Here is a 22,596-nt window from a genome sequence, read left to right on the forward strand (position 1 = left end):
CCCTCACGGCGACCACTCCCAGTTCTGGACGGCGACGCGTTCGCCCTCGGCGAACCCCTCGCGGTCCTCGGGGACGACGACCCACCCGTCGGCGAGGGCGACGCTGGAGAGGACGCCCGCACCGCTCGCTCGGGTCGGCTCCGCGACGGGGCGGTCCGCGTCCAGCGTATCGCCCTCGGCGTCTGCGGTCGCGCTCGTCGGGATGGCGGTTCGCTCGTCACCCCCGTCGTCGAGCCGGACCCTGGCGAACGTCCGAACGCCCGGCTCGCTGGCGACCTTCCGGCCGAGGACGGCCTCGGTGGTGGGGTGGGAGTCGAGCGGGTAGTGGCCGCTCCACTTGACCGCCGGGCGGAGGAACTGGACGGCGTTGACGATGCAGGCGACGGGGTAGCCCGGGAGCATGATGATCGGCGTCTCGCGGACGACGCCGAAGCCGACGGGGTGGCCGGGCTTCAACGCGACGCCGTGGACCAGCACCTCCCCGAGGTCGTCGATGACCTCCGGGAGGAGGTCGCGCTCGCCGACCGAGGAGCCGCCGGTGGTGACGATCACGTCCCGCACGAGGTCGCGCTCGATGGCCGCCCGGAGGGAGCTGTGGTCGTCGGTGACGACGTTCCGGTAGGTCGCCTTCCCGCCCCAGCGCTCGACGTACTGGGCGACGGTGAGGCCGTTGGTCTCGATCACCTCGCCCGGTGCGGGGTCGCGCTGGACGAGTTCTTCCCCGGTCGGCGTCACCGCTACCTCCGGGCGCTGGTAGCACTCGACCTCGTCGACGCCGACGGATTTGAGCAGGCCGATATCGGAGGGGCGGAGCCGGTGGCCGGGCTCGTAGAGCGTCCGTCCCGACGCCACGTCCTCGCCGGCGGGCGCGACGTTTTCCCCCTCCGCGACGGCGTCGAACACCTCCACCTCGTCGCGGTGTGTGTCGGTGTGTTCGACCATCACGACGGCGTCCGCGCCGGGGGGAATCTCGCTCCCGGTGTGGACCCGGAGAGCCTCCTCGGGACCGACCGCGGGCGGGTCGTCGTCGGTCTCCGCGGGCGGCTCTTTCGCCCGGAGGATGGCGGGCGAGCGGTCGCCGGCGCCGAAGGTATCCTCGGCACGGACGGCGAACCCGTCCATGGCCGCCCGGTCGTAGTGTGGCACCTCCCGGCGGGCGGTTACCGTCGACGCGAGGGCCCGTCCCCCGGCCGTGGTCAGCGGGACCGTCTCGGTTCGGTCGTGGGGAGTGAGGGCTTCGCGGAGCCGTTCGCGGGCCTCGCGGAGCCGTGTCATCTTCTTGAACCCCGACTCGCGTACGTCCATATCCGAGGGTGGGACGCCGAAGGCAAAAAGCGTCCGGCGACCTCCCCGCAGGGTTCGGAAAGGGTAAGTGCCTCTCGGGGGAAAGAGCGCTCGTGACGTCGACAGTCCGGCGAGCGGGCGCCTTCGCGGCCATCGGAACGCTGGCCCTGCTCGTGCCGGCAGCGGGGCGCGTGCAGGACCCGGCGACGACGACCGTCATCGGGACGGCACCGTTCGTCGCCATCGCCGTGCTGTCGCTGTACGTCGTCGACGACGGCGTTCTCTTCGAGTTGTTCGCCCGCCCGGGCGACCGCCGGGACCAGCGCCTCTACGGCCTCGCCGGTTTCGCCCTCGCCGCCGCCGGGCTCGCGCTCATCACCGTCCAGTTCGATCTCGCGGTCGCCGGCTACGTCGGCGCCGTCTGTATCCTCGCGTACGGCAACCTCGGCGAACAGGCGGTCCGGGCCTACAGCGACGAACCCGTCTTCGCCGTCGCCGGGTTCAGCGCCGCCGGCTTCCTCGCCGGTGTCGGGGCCCAGGTCGCCAGTGCCATCCTCGCCGGGACCGGGCTCGACCTCCCGACGACGCTGTTTTTCGCCGCCAGCGGCGCCCTGCTCGGTGCCCTGCTCCGGACCGTCCTCTTCGAGCGCGACGATCCGCTGGTCGTCGTCTCCATCGCGCTGTTGCTGTGGCTGTTCGCCGACCTCGACGTGCCCGTCGAGACCACCCGCGTCCTGGTCGCGCTCGGCGTGACCGTCGGCCTCGGCTACGTCTCCTACGCGCTGGAGACGGCCTCGCTCCCGGGGATGCTCACTGGCGTCCTACTCGGACTCCTCACCATCGTCCTCGGCGACTACGGCTGGTTTCTCATGCTCATCACCTTCTTCGGCGTCGGCGGCCTCTCGACGAAGTTCCGCTACGAGGAGAAGCAAGCCCGCGGCATCGCCGAGGAGAACGAGGGCGCTCGCGGCAGCGGGAACGTCCTCGCGAACTCGCTGACCGCGCTCCTGTCCCTGCTCGCGGCCGCGGCCAGCCCCGAGTTCATCCCCGCCGACCCGCAGGTGTTCCTCTTTGCCTTCGCGGGGGCCATCGCGGCCGCGATGAGCGACACCCTCTCCAGCGAGATCGGCGGCCTCTTCGATAACCCGCGGCTGATCACGACCCTCCGCCCCGTCCCCCCGGGGACCGACGGGGCCGTCACCTGGCAGGGCGAACTCGCCGGCGTCGTCGGCGCGGGTCTTATCGCCGGCATCGCCGGGCTGATGTTCCAGTCGGTCGCGACGGTCGGCGTCGCCGTCATCCTCGCCGCCGGTGTCGTCGGCATGACCGCCGACAGCCTCCTCGGCGCGACCGTCGAGGGTCGGGGAATCGGCAACCAGGGCGTCAACTTCCTCGCGACGGTCGTGGCCGCCGTCGCCGGCGCCGCCCTCGCCGTCGCGACCGGCCTCACCCCGCTATGATCCGCCCCGCCCGACCCGCCGACCGCCCGCGACTCCGGGCCATCCAGACCGTCTCGCTCGCCGAACCCTGGCCGGAACTCCTCGAAACCGCCGTCGACGGGGCCGGCGTCGTCCGCGTCGTGACGGCACCCGATGCCAGCGGAACGACTGCAGACACCGCTGTCGACGCTGCCAGCGGCGACACCGACCAGCCCGTCGGCTACGCGGTCGCGCTCCCGAAGGACGAGGCGGCGTACCTCGCGGAGATCGCGGTCGCGCCCGCCCACCGCCGGCAGGGCCACGGCTCGCACCTCCTGGGGGACCTCCTCGCTGGCTTCGCGGCCGAGGGCTTCGAGCGAGCGTGGCTCACGGTCCGGGTGGACGACCGCGGCGCGCGGGCCTTCTACGAGACCCACGACTTCCGCGTCCGGGCACTGCTCCCGCACCACTACGAGGACGGCGACGGACTGGAACTGGTGCGGCCGCTTCAGTGACTCGTCGCGGAGGGCTGTTCGCCCGCGAACTCCTCGGCCGTCCTGATGCGGACGCCGGTGGGTTTCTTGACGAACTCGCCCTCGCTCTCGGCGACGATCCGCTCGACGCCGCGCTGTGCGGCCACGTCGAGAACGCGCTGAGTCAACTCCCCGTCGATGACGACCGTCGCCGGCACCTGCTCGGCGTTCGCGACGCTCTCGAACGCCTCGGCGACCGGGGCCGAATCGACGACCCCGAACTCGCTGTCGAGCAGGCGGACCGTCCCGCTCTCCTCGCCGACGACCGCGAGGACGTGGCCCGCCAGCGTGTCCGGGTCCGACGGCGCGGCCTCCGCTCCCGTCTCGACGGCCGCTTCCTCGTCCGACTGCCCACCAGCCGGTTCGTCGCCTCCCGGCTCTCCGTCTCCCGGTTCGCCGTCTTCCGACCCGTCGGTGTCCGACGCGGCTTCGGCGTCCGACTTCGCCGCGGCACCTGCGGCGTCGTCGGCCGCCGACGCTTCGGCGCCCGCGTCGCTGGGTGACGGTTCGTCCGCGTCGTCGGCTGCCACACCCTCGTCGTCGGGACCCGGTGTTTCCATCGCGTCGGGCGGTGCGGGTCTGGCACTGCCGTCGGTGGCGGTGACGGTCTCGTGTGGCGAACTGGCGTCGGCGATGGCCTCGTAGGGGACCTTCTCCCGCAGGGCGGCCATGATCTGGTCACGGGAGAGGTCCTCGACGGACTCGCCGGCCGGGGCGAAGGCGACGTAGTCGATGTTGCCGACCTGGTCGAGTTCCTTACAGATCAGGTCGCCGCCGCGGTCGCCGTCGAGGAAGGCCGTCACCGTCCGGTCCTGTGTGAGGTTCGCCACCGCGTCGGGGACGTTCGTTCCCTCGACGGCGATGGCGTTTTTGATGCCGTACTGGAGGAGCTGGCGCACGTCGGCCCGCCCCTCGACGACGATGATGGCGTCGCTGTCCGCGACCCGCGGGCCGGCCGGCAGCCCCTCGTACTGGGTGATGTCCGCGACGCGGACGGCCTGGCGGACCTCCGCGACGATCTCGTCGCTGGACATCACGTCCTCGTCGAACTCCGAGAGGAGTTCCTTCGCGCGCTCGACGACGGCGCGGCGCTTTGCTGCTCGGACGTCCTCGATCCGGTCGACCGACACGTCGGCCCGACAGGGGCCGACCCGCTCGATGGTTTCCAGCCCGGCCGCGAGGATCGAGGTCTCGATCTTGTCGAGGCCGCTCGCGATGGTCACGTCGCCGAACGACTGGCCGTTCTCCGAGCGGATCGAGACGTCGATGCGGCCGACCTTCCCGGACTGCTGGAGGTCACGGAGGTCGAGCTCGTCGCCGAGCAGTCCTTCGGTCTGCCCGAAGACGGCGCCGACGACGTCACTCCGCTCTACCACCCCGTTGGCGGTGACGTCCGCGTGAATGAGGTATTTGGCTGATTCCTGCATTGGTGATGAACTGCCCCGGTGTGGGGCGTGATGATGATGTCGCGTCCATGCTGACCATGGATGCCTTCGAAAGTCGTCTCGGCAGGCCGATATATGTACCGCTCGTCGCCCCTTGCACAAACCACATACTGGCCCGGCGTAATCGGGGCGACATGGGCATCGAAACGGACGACATCGACCCCGCGGCCTTCCTCGAGGACGTGGAGATGCGCGTCGGAACGATCCGCTCGGTCGCGGAGTTCCCCGAAGCGCGCAAGGACGTGTACAAACTCGAAGTCGACTTCGGGACCGAGGTCCGCCAGTCGGCGGCCGGCCTGACGGACAACTACACCAGAGACGAACTGGAGGGCCGGCAGGTGCTCGCGGTCGTCAACCTCGGGACCGTCACCATCGCCGGCTTCGAGAGCCAGTGTCTCGTGACGGGCGTCGACGACGACAACGGTGACGTGGTCCACCTCCAGCCCGAACGCGAGGTGCCCGACGGGACGCGGCTGTATTGAATAGAATATCTCTTCGATAGGCTACTCCGTTCACTTTCGATGCAGATAAGTGCGACGAGGTAGTAGTTATGTCTACATATGACCGACAGCGCACGGGCGCTGGGCTGGGCAGTCGTGGCAATCGTGCTCGTGACCCTCGCGGTGCCGTGGTTCCTGTGGGGGTCGAGTACCGTCGTCGCGGGACTCCCGGTCTGGATCTGGTGGCACGTCGGCTGGCTGGCGCTGACCTCGGCCGTCTTCTACGCCTTCACCCGGACGGACTGGGGCCTCGGCGTCGAGCCCGGGGGTGGGCCGGATGGCTGACACGGCGCTCCAGCTCGGGATCGTCACCGCGTACCTGCTGGTCGCGCTGGCGGTCGGGCTGGTCGCCTACCGGGTGACCGACCGGACCGCCGAGGATTACTTCCTCGCGAGCCGGAGTTTCGGCACCGTCGTCCTGCTGTTTACTACCTTCGCGACGTTGCTGTCGGCCTTCACGTTCTTCGGCGGGCCGAACCTCGCGTACAACGCGGGGCCGGAGTGGATCCTCGTGATGGGCCTGATGGACGGCGTCATCTTCGCCGTCCTGTGGTACGTCATCGGGTACAAGCAGTGGCTCGTCGGGAAGGCGAACGGCTACGTCACCCTCGGCGAGATGCTCGGGGACCGCTTCGGCTCGCGGAGCCTGCGCGTCCTCGTCGCCGGCATCAGCCTCTTCTGGCTGGTCCCGTACGTGATGCTCCAGCAGCAGGGGGCGGGGACCGCCGTGACGGCGCTGACGAACGGCGCGGTTCCCTACTGGGCCGGCGCGGGCGGCATCACGCTGTTCATGATACTCTACGTCGCCGTCTCGGGGATGCGCGGGGTCGCCTGGACGGACACCCTCCAGGGCGTGTTCATGCTCGGGATGGTCTGGGTGGCGTTCGCGTGGGTCCTGGCAGCCGTCGGCGGCCCCTCGGCCGCGACGGGGCGCCTCGCCGAGACCAGCCCCGAGTTCCTCGCCTTCGGCGGCGGGCTCTACTCGCCCGCGTTCATCATCTCGACGGCCGTCTCCATCGCGTTCGGCGTGACGATGTTCCCACAGGTGAACCAGCGCTTCTTCGTCGCCGGGTCGAAGACGGTGTTCAAGCGGACCTTCGCGCTGTGGCCCGTCCTCGTCGTCCTGCTTTTCGTCCCCGCGTTCATGCTCGGCGCGTGGGCACAGGGACTCGGCATCGCGGCCGAGCAGGGCGAGAACGTCCTCCCGCTGCTGTTGAACGAGTACACGCCGGCCTGGTTCGCGGCGCTGGTCGTCGCCGGCGCGATGGCCGCGATGATGTCCTCCAGCGACTCGATGCTCCTGTCGGGGTCGTCGTACCTCACCCGGGACGTCTACCGGCAGGTCGCGGCCGGCGTCACCGAGCGCCGGGAGGCGCTGGTCGGACAGGCCGGCGTCGTCGCCATCGCCCTCGTCTCGTTCGTCCTGAGCCTGTTTCGGCCGGCGACCCTGGTGGAGATCGGCGACACCGCCTTCGGCGGCTTCGCCCAGTTGGCCCTGCCGGTCGCCGTCGCGCTGTACTGGCGCGGGACGACGCGGACCGGGATGTACGCCGGCGTCGCCGGCAGTCAGGCGTTCTACTGCCTGAGCGTTCTGCCCTTCGGGGCGCTTGAGTCGGTGCCGGTCCTGTCCGCCCTCGCCACCGTGGCGGGCCTGTTCCCCGCCAGCTACGTGCTCCCGTTCGCACCCGGCCTCGGCGGTTTCCAGCCCTCCGTCGTCGGGATCGTGCTCGGCTTCGCCCTGACCGTCGGCGTCTCGGCGGTCACCGCAGCCGGCGCTGCCGAGGACGCCACCGCATACGAGGGGCTCTCGGCGGACTGAGCCGACGACGGGGCCACCACGTGGGCCGTCGGACGGGCGAGTCTTGGTGGTTTTTATATCTCTCGGACGGTGATACGGGTATGCAGACCCACATCGTCCCGGTCGGGTTCGATTACGACCGGCTCATCGCGCCGCTCGTGCGCGACCAGCTCGACGTGGACCGCGTCATCCTCCTGGAGGGGGCCGTGGGGAGCGAGGCCAACGTCGAGTACTCGCGCAACCTCGCGGAGAAACTGGAGCAGGACTTCACGAACCTGCTGGGGGCCAAAACCGAGCGGATGGTCGTCGAGGACGTCTACGACTACGACGCCGCCTTCGAGCAGGCGTACGCCCTCATCATGGCCGAACTCGACCGCGAGCGCGACGCGGGCGGCGACGGCGAGGTCTGGGTCAACATCTCCGCGATGCCCCGCACCGTCTCCTTCGCGTTCGCGACCGCCGCCCACTCCATCATGGTCGAACACGAGGGCGACCGCGACCGCATCCACACCTACTACACCGTCCCGGAGAAGTACCTCGAAACCGAACTCGCCGAGGAACTCCGCCAGCAGATCGCCCTCCTCTCGGACCTCCGAGAGACCGTCGACGACGACCGCGTGGCCGACCGCCTGGAGAGCGCCCGCTCGCTGCTCGCCGAGTTCGACGAACGCGGGACCACCATCGGCGCCAAGGAGATCGACGGCAGCCACGTCATCGAACTCCCCGTCGCCTCCTTCTCGAACGTCAAGCCCTTCGAGGAGATCATCCTCTTCACCCTCGGCGAACACGGCGAGTTCGAGTCCGTCTCGGAGCTGGCACAGGAACTCGCCCGCGAACTCGGCGAGGAGTACACCGACAGCTTCCGCTCGAAGGTCATCTACAACGTCGACCGCCTCGGCCCCGGCGGCAAGGGCTACATCGAACAGGAACAGCACGGCAAATCCTACCGGACGCGCCTCTCCCGTATCGGCGAACTGTGGGTCCGGGCGCACGCCGACGAGGACGAGTGACCGCCCGCGGTCCTACTCGACTTTCTTCACCCGCGTCGCCAGCGCGAGAAAGACCGCGAGGACGGTCAGAAAGACAGCGCCCGCGGCGGCCATCTCGTGGGCTGGCAGGGCGTGGTCGTACCCCGTCGCGGTGAGTTCCGCACGGAGGAGCGTGTGGTGGAAGTCCCCGACGACGGGGATGAAGTAGTCCACGATGTCGTTGAAGAGGTACCACCCTGCCGCCAGCCCGACGGCCCACACCGGGAAGTCGCTGTAGCGGTAGATAAAGAAGGCTTCGACGGCCATCGCGAGGTGGCTCCAGATGAGGAAGTGATACAGCCACAGCGGGACCTCCCCGAGGCCGTTGACGAAATACTGGACGTAGGGCGTCCAGAGGCCGAGCTTGATACAGCCGAAGAAGGCCATGACGTGGAGCCACTCGGCGTCGTAGTCGAGCTTCCAGGCCGCCAGCGAGAGGCCGATGAACATGGTCGCGACGGGGCTGTCGGGGACGACCGGCCAGGCGACGAGCGGCGTCGCGCCGAGCTGGCCGGCGACGAAGGGCTCGGAGAACCGCCGGCCGGCGTAGTACCAGAAGCCAAAGAGGGTGCCGACGAGGTTGACGAGGACGATGGGCCAGGCCAGTCGAAGGGCGGCGTCTTCGAGCCAGCCGGGGAGGGGCGCGACGTACCACGGCAGCGACTCCCGCTCCGGGAGGTCCCCGCCGAAGTACCGCGCGAGGAACTGCTCGAACCGACGCCCTGCGCGACTGACGACCGACATACGCGATGGGTCGGCCGGGCGGGGGAAAACGGTAGCGGTTGCACAGGGGGGCCGTGGTGCTGCGGGGCCGCCACGGTGGCCGTGGACGGCGCGCTGCCCCGCCGCCGCACGGTCCCGTTGCCGCACGAAGGACACGGGTTAAGTGCGTGAAACCCTAATCCGTTGGTATGCCAGAGGAGACTAACCTCGAGGACCTCCAGCGCGGGACCGAACTGGTCAAGCGTGGGTTCGCGAAGATGCAGAAAGGCGGCGTCATCATGGACGTCGTCGACGCCGAGCAGGCCCGCATCGCCGAGGACGTGGGTGCGGTGGCGGTGATGAACCTCGAAGCCGTCCCCGCGGACATCCGCAAGCGCGGCGGGGTCGCACGGATGGCGGACCCGGCCTCGCTCGACGGAGTCATCGAGGAAGTGTCCATTCCGGTGATGGGGAAAGCCCGTATCGGCCACACGAAGGAGGCCCAGATTCTGGAGGCCGCGGGCGCCGACATGATCGACGAGTCCGAGGTGCTGACGCCCGCCGACGACCGCTACCACATCGACAAGCGCGACTTCACGACGCCGTTCGTCTGTGGCGCCCGGAACCTCGGGGAGGCGCTCCGGCGTATCCACGAGGGCGCGGCGATGATCCGCACCAAAGGCGAGGCCGGCACCGGCGACGTGAACCAGGCCGTCCACCACCAGCGCAACATCAAGAGCGCCATCCGCAAACTCGAGGGTATGACCCACGAGGAACGCGAGGCCTGGGCCCGCGAGAACGACGCGCCCATCACCCTCGTCCACGAGACCGCCGAGATGGGCCGGCTCCCCGTCGTCAACTTCGCGGCCGGCGGTATCGCCACGCCCGCCGACGCGGCGCTGATGATGCACCACGGCTGTGACGGCATCTTCGTCGGCTCGGGCATCTTCGGCGCGGAGGACCCCCGCGCGATGGGCGAGGCTATCGTCGAGGCCGTCAACAACTGGGACGACCCCGACCGCCTCGCCGAGATCTCCCGGAACGTCGGCAAAGGGATGTCCGGCGACGCCAACGCCGACCTCCCCGAAGAGGAGAAACTGCAGGGCCGCGGCGTCTGAGGCGGGACTGTGCCGACCGACCCGGATTCCGACGCCGACGATACGCCCGCCGGGGACGAGGCAGCGGCCGGCGAGTCCACCCCGGAGACGGGAAGCGGCCGCGATCCGGCGGCGGTCGTCGACGACATCGACGGGCCGGTCTTGCTTTTCGACGGCGTCTGCAACCTCTGTAACGGGTTCGTCCGCTTCGTCGTCCGCTTCGACCACGACGGCGTCTTCCGGTACGCTCCGCTCCAGTCCCCGGTCGCGCAGGAACTGCTCGCCCGACACGGCCTGCCGACCGAGGACGAGGCGTTCGATACAGTCGTCCTCGTCGAGGACGGCGAATGCTACACGAAATCGACGGCCGCGCTCCGGGTCGCGCGCCGCCTCGATGGACCCTGGCCGCTCGCGTATCCGCTCGTCTTTCTCCCCCGGCGCCTCCGGGACGGCGTCTACGACCTCGTCGCCGAGCACCGGTACCGGCTGTTCGGCCGCTCGGAATCGTGTCAGGTGCCCCCGCCGACGGTTCGCGAGCGGTTCACCGAGCGCGCCCTCGACACGGACTGAGGGCCCGGGTTTCGGCACGTGAGTGACGCCGCCGGTTTATGGTCTCGGCACCGTGTGTCTTCGACAGAGGATGGCAGATTCGGTCGTGCTCGGTGCGGTACCGGTCCTGCGGTCGCTCTCGGGGACCGACGAGCGACTCGTGGCGAGTGCCCTGCTGGTCGTCGGGGCCGTGGTCGTCGCAGCCCTGTTCGCGCCCGCCGCCGTCCGCTGGGCACGTCGGTTCATCGCGCATCGGTTCCTCGGCGGTCGGCTGGCGGCGGTCGCCGACGAGGTCACCGAACGGTTCCCGCTCACGACGCCCGTCCGTCTCGTCCTCAGGGGGTTGCAGGCGACGGTTCTCGTGACGACGAGCGTCGCCCTGCTGGCCGTCTGGAACCGGACCGACGCGGCGTTGACGGTGCTGTCCGCGGTCCAGGTGTCGCCGGTAATCGTCGGCCGCGGCGTACTCACCGCCGCGCTTCTGGTCGGTGCCTACGTGGGTATGGGGCTGCTCGAAGACACGATCGAGTCGTTCAGCCAGGGAACGACCCGGATGACGGCCCACCAGGAGCAGATAATCACGCGGGTCGGGCAACTGTCCATGCTCCTGCTGGTCGGACTGCTCTCGCTGTCGGTCTGGAACGTCAATCCGCAGGGACTGCTGGTCGGCGCGGGGTTTCTCGGGATCGTCGTCGGCTTCGCCGCAAGACAGACGCTCGGATCGCTCATCGCCGGCTTCGTGCTGATGTTCTCGCGGCCGTTCGAGATCGGCGACTGGGTGGTCGTCGGCGACGACCAGGAGGGCGTCGTGACTGACATCACGATCATCAACACGCGTCTGGAGAACTTCGACGGGGAGTTCATCGTCATCCCGAACGACAAGGTGGCAGACAGCCCCGTCACGAACAAGAGTCAGAAGGGGCGGCTCCGCCTGCGGGTCGACGTGGGTATCGACTACGACGCCGACCCCGAACGCGCGGAGGTGGTCGCACTGGAAGCGATTCGGACCGTCGAGACCGTCACCGAGACCCCGCCCCCGAAGGTCTTCCCGAAGTCCTTCGGGGACTCGGCAGTCGTCCTGGAGATGCGCTTCTGGATCGAGCGGCCGACCCCGCCCAAGAAGTGGCGCACCCAGGCGGCAGTCGTCAACGCCGTCAAGGACGCGTTCGACCGCGAGGGCATCAAGATTCCCTACCCACAGCGGGAACTCTCCGGCCGAGCCGAGACCGGTGGGTTCCGGGTCGCCGAGGAGCGTGCGGAGGCGGAACGGTATCCCGACGGGCACGGTCCCAGAGGGTGAGGACCCAGCGACCGCCCGCGCGTGTCAGCTGTCGTTCTTCCGGGGCCAGTCCGACGGCCCCCGCTTCCGGATCCGGCTGACGGACCCGGTCACGAGCAACAGTGCCACGAAAAGGACGCGAGAACGGTCGGGCGTACCGGCCACTCGTGCCGAGAGCGACAGGAATCTTTCGCCCGACCGCGTCCGACCGGTGCCGACCGGGGCGCCCCCCGACGCCCGCGGTCAGTACTGGTAGTCGGTTTCGATCTGGCTGGCGGTCTCGACCATGTTGACGGCGGCGTCGGAGTACTGCAGGACCTTCTGCATGTCGCCGTCGAGCTCGAAGACGCCGGACATCAGGCCGTCGATGGCACCGACCTCACCCTCGGTGAGACGGACCCAGTCCGAGTAGTCGCCCCGATAGATGAAGCCGTAATCCGTGTCCTCGGGATCGTCGACCTCGCGGCAGTCGAAGGCATCGCCGTCCTCCAGGCCGATGAAGTAGTACCTGTCCTCCGGGAGCCGGTCGTCGGCCTCCAGGTGGAAGATGAAGTTTCCGTTGAAATCGACCCCCCAGCCTTCGCTGGTCTCCTGATAGTCCTCGTTGTCGTTCAGTTGCTCCTCCCACTCCTCGATCCACTCGTCCGTCGGAAACGGTATTGCCATCCGTGTTCCCTCCGTTCCGTGGAACGTCAGGGGTTCCTAAAAGGATTCTGCCATAACAGTTCTACCATTTATATTACCGAAGATTAGACGTATTTTAAACTGGAGTCGACGAGCTACGGTATAAACCCCCGTGTATCATACGCAGAACGTTTTAGTAGCGAGTCGACGATACACTGCGTAACGCAGCCACGCACACGGGGGATGTTGCGGGGCGCTCGCACGGGACAATGAGTGTGGATCAGACATCGAAGTTCGAACGAGACGAGCAGGTAGCGGCGCTCATCGGGGCACTCGTCGGCGGAGTGCTGGCCGGCGTCTTCATGGATATCGTCGGCGGCGCCGACGCGATGGTCACGTTCTCCTGGCTCATCGGGAGCACGGACCCGAGCCAGGGCTGGGCCGTCTGGATGGCGCTGGCGGTCGGCTTCGGCCTCTACTTCGGGGGCGCGATGGCCCGGAACGTCAACAAGTTCACCAACACCGTCATCATGGTGTCCCGGAAGAGCGAGCTCACCCAGAAGATACTGGTGCCGCTCCTCCACAGGTCCGCGCTCGGGCTGACCGCCGGCAGCATGGGGCTGATCTACGGACAGATACTCGGGTTCGGCTTCTACGCGTACATCACGCCGATCATCGCCCAGATCCACGGGATTCCGGCCGATTTCGTCCAGGCAAACTTCGTCGTCATCTTCGGCTACATCATCTACGCCCAGACGCTCGGGACCGTCTACGGACAACTCCTCGAAGCACACTGGTTCCACCCCAGTCGCAACGCCGACGAGCAGAACGCCGCCTTCCTCGGCGCTATCGTCGGCGGCCTCGCCGGTGCCGGCGTCCTCTCGGTCCTCGGCGGGCAGGACGCGCTCGTTGCGGTCGGGAACCTCGCCGGCGGCTCGTCGGTCCGCTTCGGCGCCGCCGTCTACATGGCTCTGGCGGTCGTCTTCGGCATCGCGTTCGCGCCCATCCTCGCCCGGACGATCAACGACTTCACGAACGCGGTGATCATGTTCTCGCGGCGCTCGAAGGCGACCCAGAAGATACTGGTGCCGCTCATCACCCGCGCCGCCCTGACCGTCACCGCCGGGAGCATGGGGCTGGTCTACGGCCTCGGGATCGGTCTCGTCTGGACCGTCGCCGCTGCCGCTGGCCTCCCCCTCCCCGCGCTGGGGCTGGCCGGCATCGTGAGCTTCACCGTCTACGGCTACGTCCTCGGCAACGTCTACGGCCTGATGATCGAGAAGGTCGGCATGGCCGGCCCGCTGTTCTCCGAGGAGCAGGTCGCCGGGCTGAAGGCCGCACCCATCGCCGGCCTCCTCAGCGGCGTCGTCATCTTCCTGCTGGTCCTGACCGGCGTCGTGCCCGGCGACGACCCGCTCCTCCAGGCCGTCGGCCTCTGGCGCGGCTTCGCCGTCTGGCTCGGCCTCAGCGTCGCCCTCGGCCTCGTCTTCGTCGCCTACGTCTCCCGGACGATCAACGACTTCACGAACACGGTGATCATGTTCTCGCGGCGCTCGAAACTCACCCAGAAGATCCTGGTGCCGCTCATCACCCGCGCCGCCCTGACCACGACCGCGAGCAGTATGGGACTGGGCTTCGGGCTCGGCGTCGGCGTCCTCTTCTATCTGGTCGCGCTGTTCGGCCCGATTCCGGCGACGACGCCGCTCGTCATCCTCGCGTTCGTCCTCTACGGGCAGGCCCTGGGCGTGAACTACGGGCTCCAACTGGAGGACGTTGACTTCAGCCTCCCGTCGGCCGGACCGCCCGAACCGGAGCCCGCCGCCGAGGACGATCCGCTGGCAGGCAAACAGGGTTTCGCCGCCTGGCGGGTCCAGCGCCCCTTCGCCGGGAGCACGATGCTGATCCTCGCCGGGTTCATCATCGGCGCTATCCCCATCCGCATCCAGCAGACCTTCGCGGGAACGACCGGAGCCAGCATCGGCATCGCGTTCGCGGCCATGGTCGCCGCCTGTGGCCTCTTTGCCCTGCTAAAACCCGAACTGTCGACGCTGGTCGGCGTCACCGGCGTCGCCATGTCCATCCTCTCGCTGATCGGCGCCTTCGGCGGCCTCGTCATCGGGATGCTCGTCGGCATCGTCGGCGGTTGTCTCTGCATCGCCTGGCAGGACCCCAATCGTGACGAGGAAGCCGCCGGGGACAGCCGGTTCAAGTGGATCGGCGAAGGCGATCAGCAATGGTAGTACCTTTCGCGAGTACCTTTTTACGGCTCGGGTTTCCTCGGCCGCCTGCGGCGGCCTGCGGGAACCACTCGCCGTAAAAATCTACGCTAAAAAGGCCGGATTCGCGCCGACGGCGCGAATCCGGGGAACCGCGCGCCTCCGGCGCGCGGATGCTTCTCCTCCTGCCGCGACCGCTACCGCTCCCGCATCCGCAACCCCCTCTAAAACACCGTCGCGCCTTCACCGATGGCCGTCTGATAGACGCGGGCGTCGACGCCGACGGCCTCGAAGGCGTCTATCATCGCGGTCCCGACGGCGCGCTGGTTGCCCTGGTGACAGGCGGCGATGACGGTCGGGCCGGCGCCGCTGATGGTGACGCCGGTCGCGCCCGCCTCCTGTGCCGCGGTCCGGACCTGCTCGTAGCCGTCGATGAGTTCCGCGCGAGCGGGGGTGACGACGGTGTCGTACATCCCCTGGCCGACGAGGTCGGGGTCGTCGCGGTGCATCCCGGTCGTGAGCGTCGCGGCCCGGCCGACGGTCTCGACGAGCTGTTCGACCCGGGCCGACTCCGGGACGACCCGACGGGCGTCCCGGGTCGACACCACGATATCGGGCAGGCAGGCCACCAAGGGGATGTCGGCGTCGACCCTCGTGACGCCCTCGTCGGTGGCGATTGTGAACCCACCCATGATGGAGGGGGCGACGTTGTCGTCGTGGGCGTCCCCGGAGACGACGGCCTCGCCCTTGGCAGCGATGGGGACCAGTTCCTCGCGGGAGTAGCCCCGGTCGTAGAGTTCGTTGAGGCCGACGGCTGCGGCGGCGGCGCTGGCGGCCGAGGAGCCGAGGCCCGAGGCGGGCCGGACGCCCTTGTCGATCTCGATGTGTGCGGGCGCCTCCAGGGCCTCGGCGACGGCGCCAACGGTGTTTTTCTCCGGGTCCTCGGGAATGTACTGGCTCCCGACGCCGGTCACGTCGATTGAGACCGCGTCGGCTTTCGAGACGCGAACCACGTCCCCCGGGCGGTCGAGCGCGACCCCGAACACGTCGAAGCCACTCCCGAGATTCGCGCTCGTGGCCGGCGCCCGGACGGTCAGCATGCACGTGACTTTCAACGAGGGTGGCAAAAAGGTAGCGAACTATGGGGCTTCGGGGCCTCAGTCCGCGAGGAAATCGACGATCTCGTCGCCCACCACGTCGGGCCGTTCCTGGTGCATGAAGTGGCCGGCATCGCGGATTCGCGCGACCCGACAGTCCGCTGTGAAAGCCTGGCCGGCGTTCTCGAACAGGTCCGCCCCGATACAGCCGTCGTCGGCCCCCGCGAGCACCAGCGTCTCCGTCTCGATGGGCGGCGCGTCGTCGGCGTCGGGCAGCCCCGAGCGGAGCAGGTCGAGTGCCACCGGGCGGACGAACTGCCGGTAGTACGCGAGCGCGTTCTCGACGGTGTCGTCGGTCCGGAACGTCTCCTTGACCGACGCGATGCGCTCGTCGGGGTAGTCCCAGCCGGGACTCCAGAGGTTCCACAGCACCTCGATCAGCGCGAAGTCGCGGCGACGGAGGTAGCTCTCGGGCGCGAAGGGGAGCTGGAACAGCCAGATGTACCAGCTCCGGAGGAACTGCCGCGGGTGGCCGAAGAGCTCGCTCGTGAACGCCGGCGGCACCGCCATCGTGACCATCCGCTCGAAGCGGTCGGGGTCGGCGCGAGCGGCGCTGTAGCCGGCGACCGCACCCCAGTCGTGGCCGACGAGTACCGGGTCCCGCAGCTCCTCGTCCTCGACAAGCGTCGATGCGAGTTCGACGGCGTCGGTCCCGAGCGCCGTCGCCGAGTAGTCGCCGTCCGGCGCGCTCCCGGTCGGGCCGTACCCGCGCATGTAGGGCGCGACCGCGGTGAATCCCTCCTCCGCAAGGCGTTCGCCGACCGGTGCCATCGACCCGGCGTCGTCGGGGAAGCCGTGCAGACAGAGCGCGAGCCGGTCGCCCGACCCCCACCGCTGACAGGCGAACTCGACCCCGTTTGCCGTGACCGTCTCCGTCGTTGACATACTCGGACGGTCGGCCGGCGGCTACTTTACTTTCGCGGAGTCGGGGCGGCGAGGGGCCGCGGGTCGGTCAGAACCCGACGAAGCCGCCGAACTCGCCGGTCCCGATCTCGTCGGTGTCCACGTCGTAGCTGACGGTGAGGACGCGGCCGGTCTTGGTCGCGGAGAAGTTATCGACGTCGTTGCTGTCCTCGCCTTCCTCCTGCAGGTCGTCGACGTCGTCCTGATCGAGGTCGTCGGCCTCGTCGAAGACGCTGATCGCTTCCACGCTCGAGATCTCGCCGTTGACGGAGATCGTCCGTCCCGATGCGACCTGGTCCGAGTCGTTGTCGATGGTGCCGCCGGACGTGAACGTCCCCGTGCCCAGGTTCGAGGTGAGTTCGGCGAAGTCGTCGTTCTCGTCGACGTACCGGTCCTCGTCCCCGTTGTTCGTGTCGATTGCGGCCTCGACGACCTCGACGGCGTCGTTATCGCTGTTACGCCGGCCGTAGATCAGGTCGCTGCCCGAGACGCCGACGGCCCGGAACTCGCTGTCGCCGAGGTAGATCGTGTACCCCTCGTGGTCGGTGTCGTCCTCGTAGTCGTTGTCCTCCAGTTCGTCGGCGACGTCGTCCCGGTCGAACGAGGCGTCGACGACGGTGACGGTCTGGAAGGACAGGAACGTGTTCACGTCGTCGTAGTCCAGGCCCGCCTGGTCGAGTCGCTCCTCGTTGAAGCTCTCGTAGCTGTCGTAGACGTCCTCGTCGAACTCGTCCTCGTTGTTCCGCACCTGCTGGGCGTCCGTCCAGCTGAACCGGTACGCGTCGTCGTCGGCGACGACACCCGGCTCGGCGAGCCAGTTCGTGTAGCCGCCCCCGCCGCCGATGAACGGGATGGAACTACAGCCCGCGAGGCCGCCCATCGCGCCCACCCCCGCGGTCGCCGCCCCGAGTTTGATCGCTGCCCGTCGTGACAGTTCGTCGGTCATTACAAGCTAACAGGATACTCTACAAACACATTCGTCTTTCGGCTTCGCTCCCCCGAATCGAGCGGACCGATGACGAGCGGCTGACATTCCGAGCGCCGTGTCGGCTGGGCCGGCGCGAGGAGTTTTCAGCCCGGATATCGTAGGGCAGCGTATGACAGTCGTCGGCTTTCTCAGCGTCGCACCGGTTCAGGAGGAGAGCATGGCTTCGGAAGTCGCGAAGGCCGTCGCGGCCCTCGACGAGCACGACGTAACCTACGAGACGACGCCGATGGGAACGACGATCGAGGCCGCCGCGGTCGGTGACCTGTTCGACGCGGCACAGGCAGCCCACGAGGCCGTCGATGCCGACCGCGTGAGCACGTTCCTGAAGATCGACGACAAGCGGACTCGTGACGTGGCCGCCGCGGAGAAGGTGTCCGCCGTCGAGGACGAACTCGGGCGGCCGGCACGGAGCGAGGACGCCGACGACGATGCTGGTACCGGACGAGACACTGACGGCGACGACAGCGGGCGCGGTACCGACGCGGAGTAACCGTCGGATCGGTTCTTCGCGGGCGCATCCGACAGGTCTCTCAGCCGAATACACAATCCCTTTTAGGACCTCTGCCGGAGGTAGTATATGTTGATCACCGTGTCCGGCCCTGCCGGGAGCGGCAAGAGCACGCTCGCGGCGGGTCTGTCCGACGCGCTCGGCTACGAGCACGTCAGTGGGGGCGACATCTTTCGCTCGCTGGCCGAGGAACGGGGGGTATCGCTCGTCGAGTTCAACGAACTCGCCGAGGAAGACGATCAGATCGACCGCGATCTGGACCAGCGGCTGCGGACGACCGCCCGCGAGGGCGACGACATCGTCCTCGAATCCCGGCTCGCCGGGTGGATGGCCGGCGACTACGCCGACCTTCGGCTCTGGCTCGACGCCCCTCTCGATGCCCGGGCCGCCCGCATCGCCGACCGGGAGGAAAAGCCCGTCGCGCAGGTCCGCGAGGAGACACGGACGCGGACGGAAAGCGAGGCACAGCGCTACGAGGAGTACTACGGCATCGATATCGACGACCGGTCGATCTACGACCTGACGCTCAACACCGCGCGCTGGAGCGCCGACGCCTGCCTCTCGCTCGTGCTCGATGCCGCCGACGCCTACGACCCGGAGAGCGACGAAGGGGCGTACGCCGTCGAGGGCGTCCGTTACGAGTTCTAGAGGCGCCCCTCGACCTCGACCGTCACCGTCGTCGACGCGGTGTTCCCGTTCTCCCCGACGACGGTGAGTTCCACCTCGTAGGTGCCCGCCGTCCTGAAGGTGTGATCCACGCGGTCACCGCGGGCCGGCGGGGTTCCGTCGTCGAACCGCCAGACGTACTCCGCGACGGCCGTTCCCGTCACGGTCGACTCGGTGGCGTCGAACTGCACGTCGAGTGGCGCCTCCCCGCTCTCCGGACTCGCGGTCGCCACCGGGTCCAGTTCCACGTCGGTCGAGTCCGTCACGCCGTCGGTCACCGTGGCCGTCGTCCCGTCGGTGGCGTTCGTCACTGCGTCAGCGGTCTCGTCGGTGGCGTTCGTCACCCTGTCCGTCGCGTCGTCGACCGAATCGCCGGCATCGCCGTCCGACTCGTCGCTATCGCTGTCGGTCACGAGACCTGCTTCCGTGACCCCGGCGGGCCCGGCGCAGGTGGTCTCGGTCTCCTGGTCGTCGACGAGGATGGCGGTCTGGAGGTCGCAGGTCGCGGCCGTGACGCCGCCGGCGGGGGCGGCGATCTCGACCCCCGACACCCGTTCGGGCCGGAACACCAGCTGGAGGTTCGCCTCGACGTCGGTCCGTTCGCCGTTGCGGACGTGGCTGCGGAACCAGTCGTCCACCTTGTCGTTGTCCATCGTCACGGTGTAGTTGACGACCCGCCGTTCGCCGGGCGGGATGGTCTCGGGTACTCCGTCGGACAGCGTCAGGGCGTCGCCCTCCGCGGTGAACAGTTCCACGTCGTTCATCACGAGGTTCAGCCGGAAGCCGTCCGGCTCCGCGGGAACCCGCACGTCACCGGGGTTCGAGACGACGAAGTGGAAGCGGGCCGTCGTGGTCGACTCGTCGACCGGCCCCCACGTCGCCCACCCGCGTTCGATCCTGTAGCCGACGGTGCGGTCCGCGTCGCCCAGCCCGTCGCCGGTCACGTCGCTCGTCCCGACGGTGTAGGTCCCCGTCGACTCGTTCGCGGCAGCGGAGAGCGCGTCGATGACCGGCGTGGAATCCGCGAGGAGCGTCCGGTCGACCGACGGGACGTCGGCGGTGGCCGTCAGTCCCGTGTTCGCAGTGACCGTCCCGCCGGCGGTCAGGTTTATCGTCTCGTTGGCTCGGACGAAGGCGACCCACCAGGGGGCGATGTTCTCGTTCTGCACGTTCGTCCGCAGTGCGACCGTGTTGTTCCCGGGTTGGATCGTGACCCCGGATTTTTCGCCCTCGGCCAGGCGGACGCCGTTCATGTCGATGTGGTAGGACGCGCTCAGCCCGTCACCGACAGAGGCGCCGACCGGGTTCGGGTTGTCGACCCAGACCGTCGTGACGATCTCCGTCTCCTCCTCGGAGACGGTGCCCCAGTCACCGACGTCCGCGACGCCGACGGTGGGGGCCTGCAACACTCCCGCAACGTACAGACCGACCACGACCGCGATCACCAGCACGATGCCGACGACAACTTTCCGCAGGATGCCCATGCGTAGCGACTGGTTCCCACTCGGCAAAAACGGGCGTCTCACTTCGAGCCGTCGAACGGACCGAGATACTTATATTCGCGACCCCGAGAACGTGATACGACTGTCGGGCGCCGGTACCGCCGCGCCATCGCCCGAGGAACGTATCACCGATGACACTCCGTCCCGCACCAGACGAGCGGTCGATCCCCGACCTGCTCGCTTTCGGCGTCGTCAACCTCGACAAGCCACCGGGCCCCTCCGCCCACCAGGTCGCCGCGTGGGTCCGAGACCTGACCGACCAGGAACGGGCCGCCCACGCCGGCACGCTCGACCCGAAAGTCACCGGCTGCCTCCCGCTCCTGCTCGGCGACGCCACCCGCATGGCGCAGGTCTTCGACGACAGCCGCAAGGAGTACGTCGCCGTCCTCGAATGCCACGGCTCGCCGCCCGCCGACCTCGACTCCGTCGTCGCCGAGTTCGAGGCCCCCATCTACCAGAAACCGCCCCGAAAGAGCGCCGTCAAGCGACGGCTGCGCGTCCGCGAGATACACGCCCTGGACGTGCTCGAAGTCGACGGCCGGCAGGCCCTCCTCCGCGTCCGTTGCGAGAGCGGCACCTACATTCGGAAGCTCTGTCACGACATCGGGCTGGCGCTCGGCACGGGCGCACACATGGGCCACCTCCGCCGGACCGCCACCGACCCCTTCGACGACACGACGCTCGCCACGCTGGAGGACCTCGCCGACGCGCTGACCTGGTACCGCGAGGACGGCGACGAGGCACCGCTCCGTGACGTCGTCCAACCCGCCGAGCGCGCGCTCGTCGACCTCGCCCGCGTCACCATCGCCCCCAGCGCCGCCGAGTCGGTCGCCGACGGCGCGCCCGTCTACGCGCCCGGCGTCATCGATGCCGACCAACCTGACGCCGAGCGCCCGCTCGTGGCCTGCTACACGCCCAACGACGCCGCCGTCTGTCTCGGCCGGCTGGTCGGCGACCCCGACGCCGACAGCGGGGTCGTCGTCGAACTGGAGCGGGTGCTAGTGTGAGGTCGAAACGACACCCTTAATTCGTGGACCCTCCACCGTCCGTGTACGGGACCGTGGGGTAGCGGTATCCTCGGCGCATGGGGTGCGTCGGACCTGAGTTCGAATCTCGGCGGTCCCACTCCACTTTTTACTTCGTCGGGTGCGCCGGAGGCGCACCACTCCTCGCAAAAACCTGGGGAAAAACTGCCGGACGCTCGGCCTCCGGCCTCGCGTCCGGTACAAAAACTGAGTGCTACAGCACCGCACAGCAACATACCAGCTCCCTGCTCGAAGCAACAGAGTCCGTCGACACGGAGGCCGAACGTCGTGAGTCCTACGCTGACAAAGCCGCGACGTGGAAACTGGCGCTGTACTGGACCACGAACCGCCGGTTCTGGTCCTGCTCGGAGTCGATCACGAACGGGATCGACCCGAACGACCACACGCAGGAGCCGGACGTGCGTGAAGCCGTCCGCTGGTGCTCGCTTGACTCCGTGCGAGCGGCGAGTGAGACCTCGATCTCCGATGCCTTCGCCCGGCGTCGATGGGACGACCTCGACGACCTTGACGCCGCGATAGAGCGTGTGCTGTCTGACTTAGAGGTCCCTGCTGTACGGTCGACATTACCCGACGAAGCCGGTACCGCTGTGTGGTGGACTAAATAGGTGCGTATGCCTACTGGGACCTGCCGAGTTGCGAGCGTCCCGAACAGTCACGCGATCTCGAAGCCGTCGAAGATCTCGTCGATGACGGCGACAAGTATCCAGTGATCGACCGAGAGAACGACCCGCCGATAGTAGACGTATGGTGATGAGCTTCGATACTCAGTGTACATACAGATATGACGTTTTAATAAGGTAATGTCTGTGGTGATACTATGGCACAGGCAGTAATCAGCAGTCCAACAATATTAGCAGCTATTGTAGGTGCCTTGGTGACATATTTTGTACAGTTGATCTTGAATAAGCAGCAACAGAATAGGGAGAAGAATCGCCTAAGAAAGGGTCTTAGGACGGAGTTGGTTCAGATGCAAGGTTACAGTGAGACTTTAGAGAACGTGATTGAGGACGGAGAATTTAGTGTAGAGGCATTAGTGATACTTACGACGCTGGATTATCCGTTTTTTGAAGCAAATAAAGATAATTTGGCTCTATTAACCGAAGAAGAACAATTAAGATTGGTTAGATTCCATTCGATTTATAAGCATCATCAAAAGCTTGCTGAGAAAATGTTGGAGGCTGCATTAGATGAAGGAGGTATTCAAGCAATGAATGATATTTCTGAAGCAATTCAAATGTATGAAGAAAACAGAACCGAGGCTAAAATTATGATAGAAAAACATATGTGATGTCTGATATTTACGTTCGGCAAGCTAGTCCCCGATAAGCCGCCGACGACTGAGTACCCGCAAAG

At 67.7% G+C, this 22,596-nt stretch carries 23 protein-coding genes and 1 tRNA gene; 15 read left to right on the forward strand and 9 right to left on the reverse strand.

Annotated elements, in window-relative coordinates:
- Window positions 1-3: 3 nt before the first annotated feature.
- Complete coding sequence (locus MUG96_RS15625) at window positions 4-1,305, reverse strand: molybdopterin molybdotransferase MoeA (protein ID WP_246984205.1); 1,302 nt, start codon at window positions 1,303-1,305, stop codon at window positions 4-6.
- 92 nt (window positions 1,306-1,397) lie between these two features.
- On the opposite strand from MUG96_RS15625, the gene MUG96_RS15630 reads away from it, so the two are divergent.
- Window positions 1,398-2,744 (forward strand): DUF92 domain-containing protein, encoded by a 1,347-nt coding sequence (locus tag MUG96_RS15630; protein ID WP_246984207.1) that lies wholly within the window; start codon window positions 1,398-1,400, stop codon window positions 2,742-2,744.
- Window positions 2,741-3,217, forward strand: coding sequence for a GNAT family N-acetyltransferase (locus MUG96_RS15635; RefSeq protein ID WP_246984209.1), 477 nt, complete (start codon window positions 2,741-2,743; stop codon window positions 3,215-3,217). Before MUG96_RS15630 ends, MUG96_RS15635 begins: the two co-directional genes overlap by 4 nt.
- On the opposite strand, the gene dnaG is transcribed toward MUG96_RS15635, so the two are convergent.
- Complete coding sequence (gene dnaG / locus MUG96_RS15640; RefSeq protein WP_246984211.1) at window positions 3,211-4,662, reverse strand: DNA primase DnaG; 1,452 nt, start codon at window positions 4,660-4,662, stop codon at window positions 3,211-3,213. The two genes, MUG96_RS15635 and dnaG, sit on opposite strands and share 7 nt — an antisense overlap.
- Window positions 4,663-4,814: 152 nt before the next feature.
- Between dnaG and MUG96_RS15645 the strand changes: the two genes are divergently transcribed.
- The 4 genes from MUG96_RS15645 (at window position 4,815) to MUG96_RS15660 (ending at window position 7,988) form a co-directional block, all read left to right on the forward strand.
- Window positions 4,815-5,162 (forward strand): tRNA-binding protein, encoded by a 348-nt coding sequence (locus MUG96_RS15645; RefSeq protein ID WP_246984212.1) that lies wholly within the window; start codon window positions 4,815-4,817, stop codon window positions 5,160-5,162.
- Between the two features lie 78 nt (window positions 5,163-5,240).
- Window positions 5,241-5,465 (forward strand): DUF3311 domain-containing protein, encoded by a 225-nt coding sequence (locus tag MUG96_RS15650; RefSeq protein WP_246984213.1) that lies wholly within the window; start codon window positions 5,241-5,243, stop codon window positions 5,463-5,465.
- Window positions 5,458-6,999 carry a sodium:solute symporter family protein gene (locus tag MUG96_RS15655; RefSeq protein WP_246984214.1) on the forward strand — a complete coding sequence of 514 codons (1,542 nt, stop codon included), beginning with the start codon at window positions 5,458-5,460 and terminating at the stop codon, window positions 6,997-6,999. The genes MUG96_RS15650 and MUG96_RS15655 overlap by 8 nt, the downstream gene beginning before the upstream one ends.
- An 80-nt stretch (window positions 7,000-7,079) precedes the next feature.
- Entirely contained in the window at window positions 7,080-7,988 is a 909-nt protein-coding gene (locus MUG96_RS15660; RefSeq protein ID WP_246984215.1) for an HFX_2341 family transcriptional regulator, read from the forward strand.
- Between the two features lie 12 nt (window positions 7,989-8,000).
- On the opposite strand, the gene MUG96_RS15665 is transcribed toward MUG96_RS15660, so the two are convergent.
- Window positions 8,001-8,750: a DUF1405 domain-containing protein gene (locus tag MUG96_RS15665; RefSeq protein ID WP_246984216.1), complete on the reverse strand. Its 750-nt coding sequence runs from the start codon at window positions 8,748-8,750 to the stop codon at window positions 8,001-8,003.
- 167 nt (window positions 8,751-8,917) lie between these two features.
- Here MUG96_RS15665 and pdxS point away from each other — a divergent pair, with 167 nt between their 5' ends.
- From pdxS to MUG96_RS15680, 3 genes are all read left to right on the forward strand, one after another.
- On the forward strand, window positions 8,918-9,826 hold the full coding sequence (gene pdxS / locus MUG96_RS15670; RefSeq protein ID WP_246984217.1) for a pyridoxal 5'-phosphate synthase lyase subunit PdxS: 909 nt from the start codon (window positions 8,918-8,920) through the stop codon (window positions 9,824-9,826).
- 126 nt (window positions 9,827-9,952) lie between these two features.
- A complete protein-coding gene (locus tag MUG96_RS15675) occupies window positions 9,953-10,375 on the forward strand; it encodes a thiol-disulfide oxidoreductase DCC family protein (protein ID WP_373222117.1) in 423 nt (140 codons plus the stop codon).
- A gap of 70 nt (window positions 10,376-10,445) precedes the next feature.
- Window positions 10,446-11,654, forward strand: a complete 1,209-nt coding sequence (locus MUG96_RS15680; protein WP_246984221.1) for a mechanosensitive ion channel family protein — start codon at window positions 10,446-10,448, stop codon at window positions 11,652-11,654.
- A gap of 222 nt (window positions 11,655-11,876) precedes the next feature.
- Here the strand turns inward: MUG96_RS15680 and MUG96_RS15685 are convergent, their stop codons facing one another.
- Window positions 11,877-12,299 carry an SCP2 sterol-binding domain-containing protein gene (locus MUG96_RS15685; RefSeq protein ID WP_246984223.1) on the reverse strand — a complete coding sequence of 141 codons (423 nt, stop codon included), beginning with the start codon at window positions 12,297-12,299 and terminating at the stop codon, window positions 11,877-11,879.
- 233 nt (window positions 12,300-12,532) lie between these two features.
- On the opposite strand from MUG96_RS15685, the gene MUG96_RS15690 reads away from it, so the two are divergent.
- Window positions 12,533-14,497 (forward strand): DUF6114 domain-containing protein, encoded by a 1,965-nt coding sequence (locus tag MUG96_RS15690; protein ID WP_246984226.1) that lies wholly within the window; start codon window positions 12,533-12,535, stop codon window positions 14,495-14,497.
- 200 nt (window positions 14,498-14,697) lie between these two features.
- Here the strand turns inward: MUG96_RS15690 and MUG96_RS15695 are convergent, their stop codons facing one another.
- From MUG96_RS15695 to MUG96_RS15705, 3 genes are all read right to left on the reverse strand, one after another.
- A complete protein-coding gene (locus MUG96_RS15695) occupies window positions 14,698-15,573 on the reverse strand; it encodes a homoserine kinase (RefSeq protein ID WP_246984228.1) in 876 nt (291 codons plus the stop codon).
- 57 nt (window positions 15,574-15,630) lie between these two features.
- Window positions 15,631-16,515, reverse strand: coding sequence for an alpha/beta fold hydrolase (locus tag MUG96_RS15700; RefSeq protein WP_246984230.1), 885 nt, complete (start codon window positions 16,513-16,515; stop codon window positions 15,631-15,633).
- 67 nt (window positions 16,516-16,582) lie between these two features.
- Window positions 16,583-17,479 carry a hypothetical protein gene (locus tag MUG96_RS15705; protein WP_246984231.1) on the reverse strand — a complete coding sequence of 299 codons (897 nt, stop codon included), beginning with the start codon at window positions 17,477-17,479 and terminating at the stop codon, window positions 16,583-16,585.
- A gap of 151 nt (window positions 17,480-17,630) precedes the next feature.
- Between MUG96_RS15705 and MUG96_RS15710 the strand changes: the two genes are divergently transcribed.
- Together MUG96_RS15710 and cmk are read left to right on the forward strand one after the other, a co-directional pair.
- The gene (locus tag MUG96_RS15710; RefSeq protein WP_373221859.1) at window positions 17,631-18,011 is read left to right on the forward strand and encodes an MTH1187 family thiamine-binding protein; all 381 of its coding nucleotides are present in this window, start codon (window positions 17,631-17,633) and stop codon (window positions 18,009-18,011) included.
- Between the two features lie 87 nt (window positions 18,012-18,098).
- Complete coding sequence (cmk, locus tag MUG96_RS15715) at window positions 18,099-18,677, forward strand: (d)CMP kinase (protein WP_246984233.1); 579 nt, start codon at window positions 18,099-18,101, stop codon at window positions 18,675-18,677.
- On the opposite strand, the gene MUG96_RS15720 is transcribed toward cmk, so the two are convergent.
- The gene (locus MUG96_RS15720) at window positions 18,674-20,179 is read right to left on the reverse strand and encodes a PKD domain-containing protein (RefSeq protein WP_246984235.1); all 1,506 of its coding nucleotides are present in this window, start codon (window positions 20,177-20,179) and stop codon (window positions 18,674-18,676) included. The genes cmk and MUG96_RS15720 overlap by 4 nt on opposite strands.
- A gap of 149 nt (window positions 20,180-20,328) precedes the next feature.
- Here MUG96_RS15720 and MUG96_RS15725 point away from each other — a divergent pair, with 149 nt between their 5' ends.
- Together MUG96_RS15725 and MUG96_RS15730 are read left to right on the forward strand one after the other, a co-directional pair.
- A complete protein-coding gene (locus MUG96_RS15725; RefSeq protein WP_246984237.1) occupies window positions 20,329-21,204 on the forward strand; it encodes an RNA-guided pseudouridylation complex pseudouridine synthase subunit Cbf5 in 876 nt (291 codons plus the stop codon).
- Between the two features lie 47 nt (window positions 21,205-21,251).
- Window positions 21,252-21,322, forward strand: a tRNA-Pro gene (locus MUG96_RS15730).
- Between the two features lie 573 nt (window positions 21,323-21,895).
- Here MUG96_RS15730 and MUG96_RS24170 read toward each other — a convergent pair.
- The gene (locus MUG96_RS24170; RefSeq protein WP_256465390.1) at window positions 21,896-22,018 is read right to left on the reverse strand and encodes a hypothetical protein; all 123 of its coding nucleotides are present in this window, start codon (window positions 22,016-22,018) and stop codon (window positions 21,896-21,898) included.
- 42 nt (window positions 22,019-22,060) lie between these two features.
- On the opposite strand from MUG96_RS24170, the gene MUG96_RS15735 reads away from it, so the two are divergent.
- The gene (locus MUG96_RS15735; RefSeq protein WP_246984239.1) at window positions 22,061-22,531 is read left to right on the forward strand and encodes a hypothetical protein; all 471 of its coding nucleotides are present in this window, start codon (window positions 22,061-22,063) and stop codon (window positions 22,529-22,531) included.
- Window positions 22,532-22,596: the final 65 nt, after the last annotated feature.

The organism is Halorientalis marina (assembly GCF_023028345.1).
Lineage (GTDB): Archaea > Halobacteriota > Halobacteria > Halobacteriales > Haloarculaceae > Halorientalis > Halorientalis marina.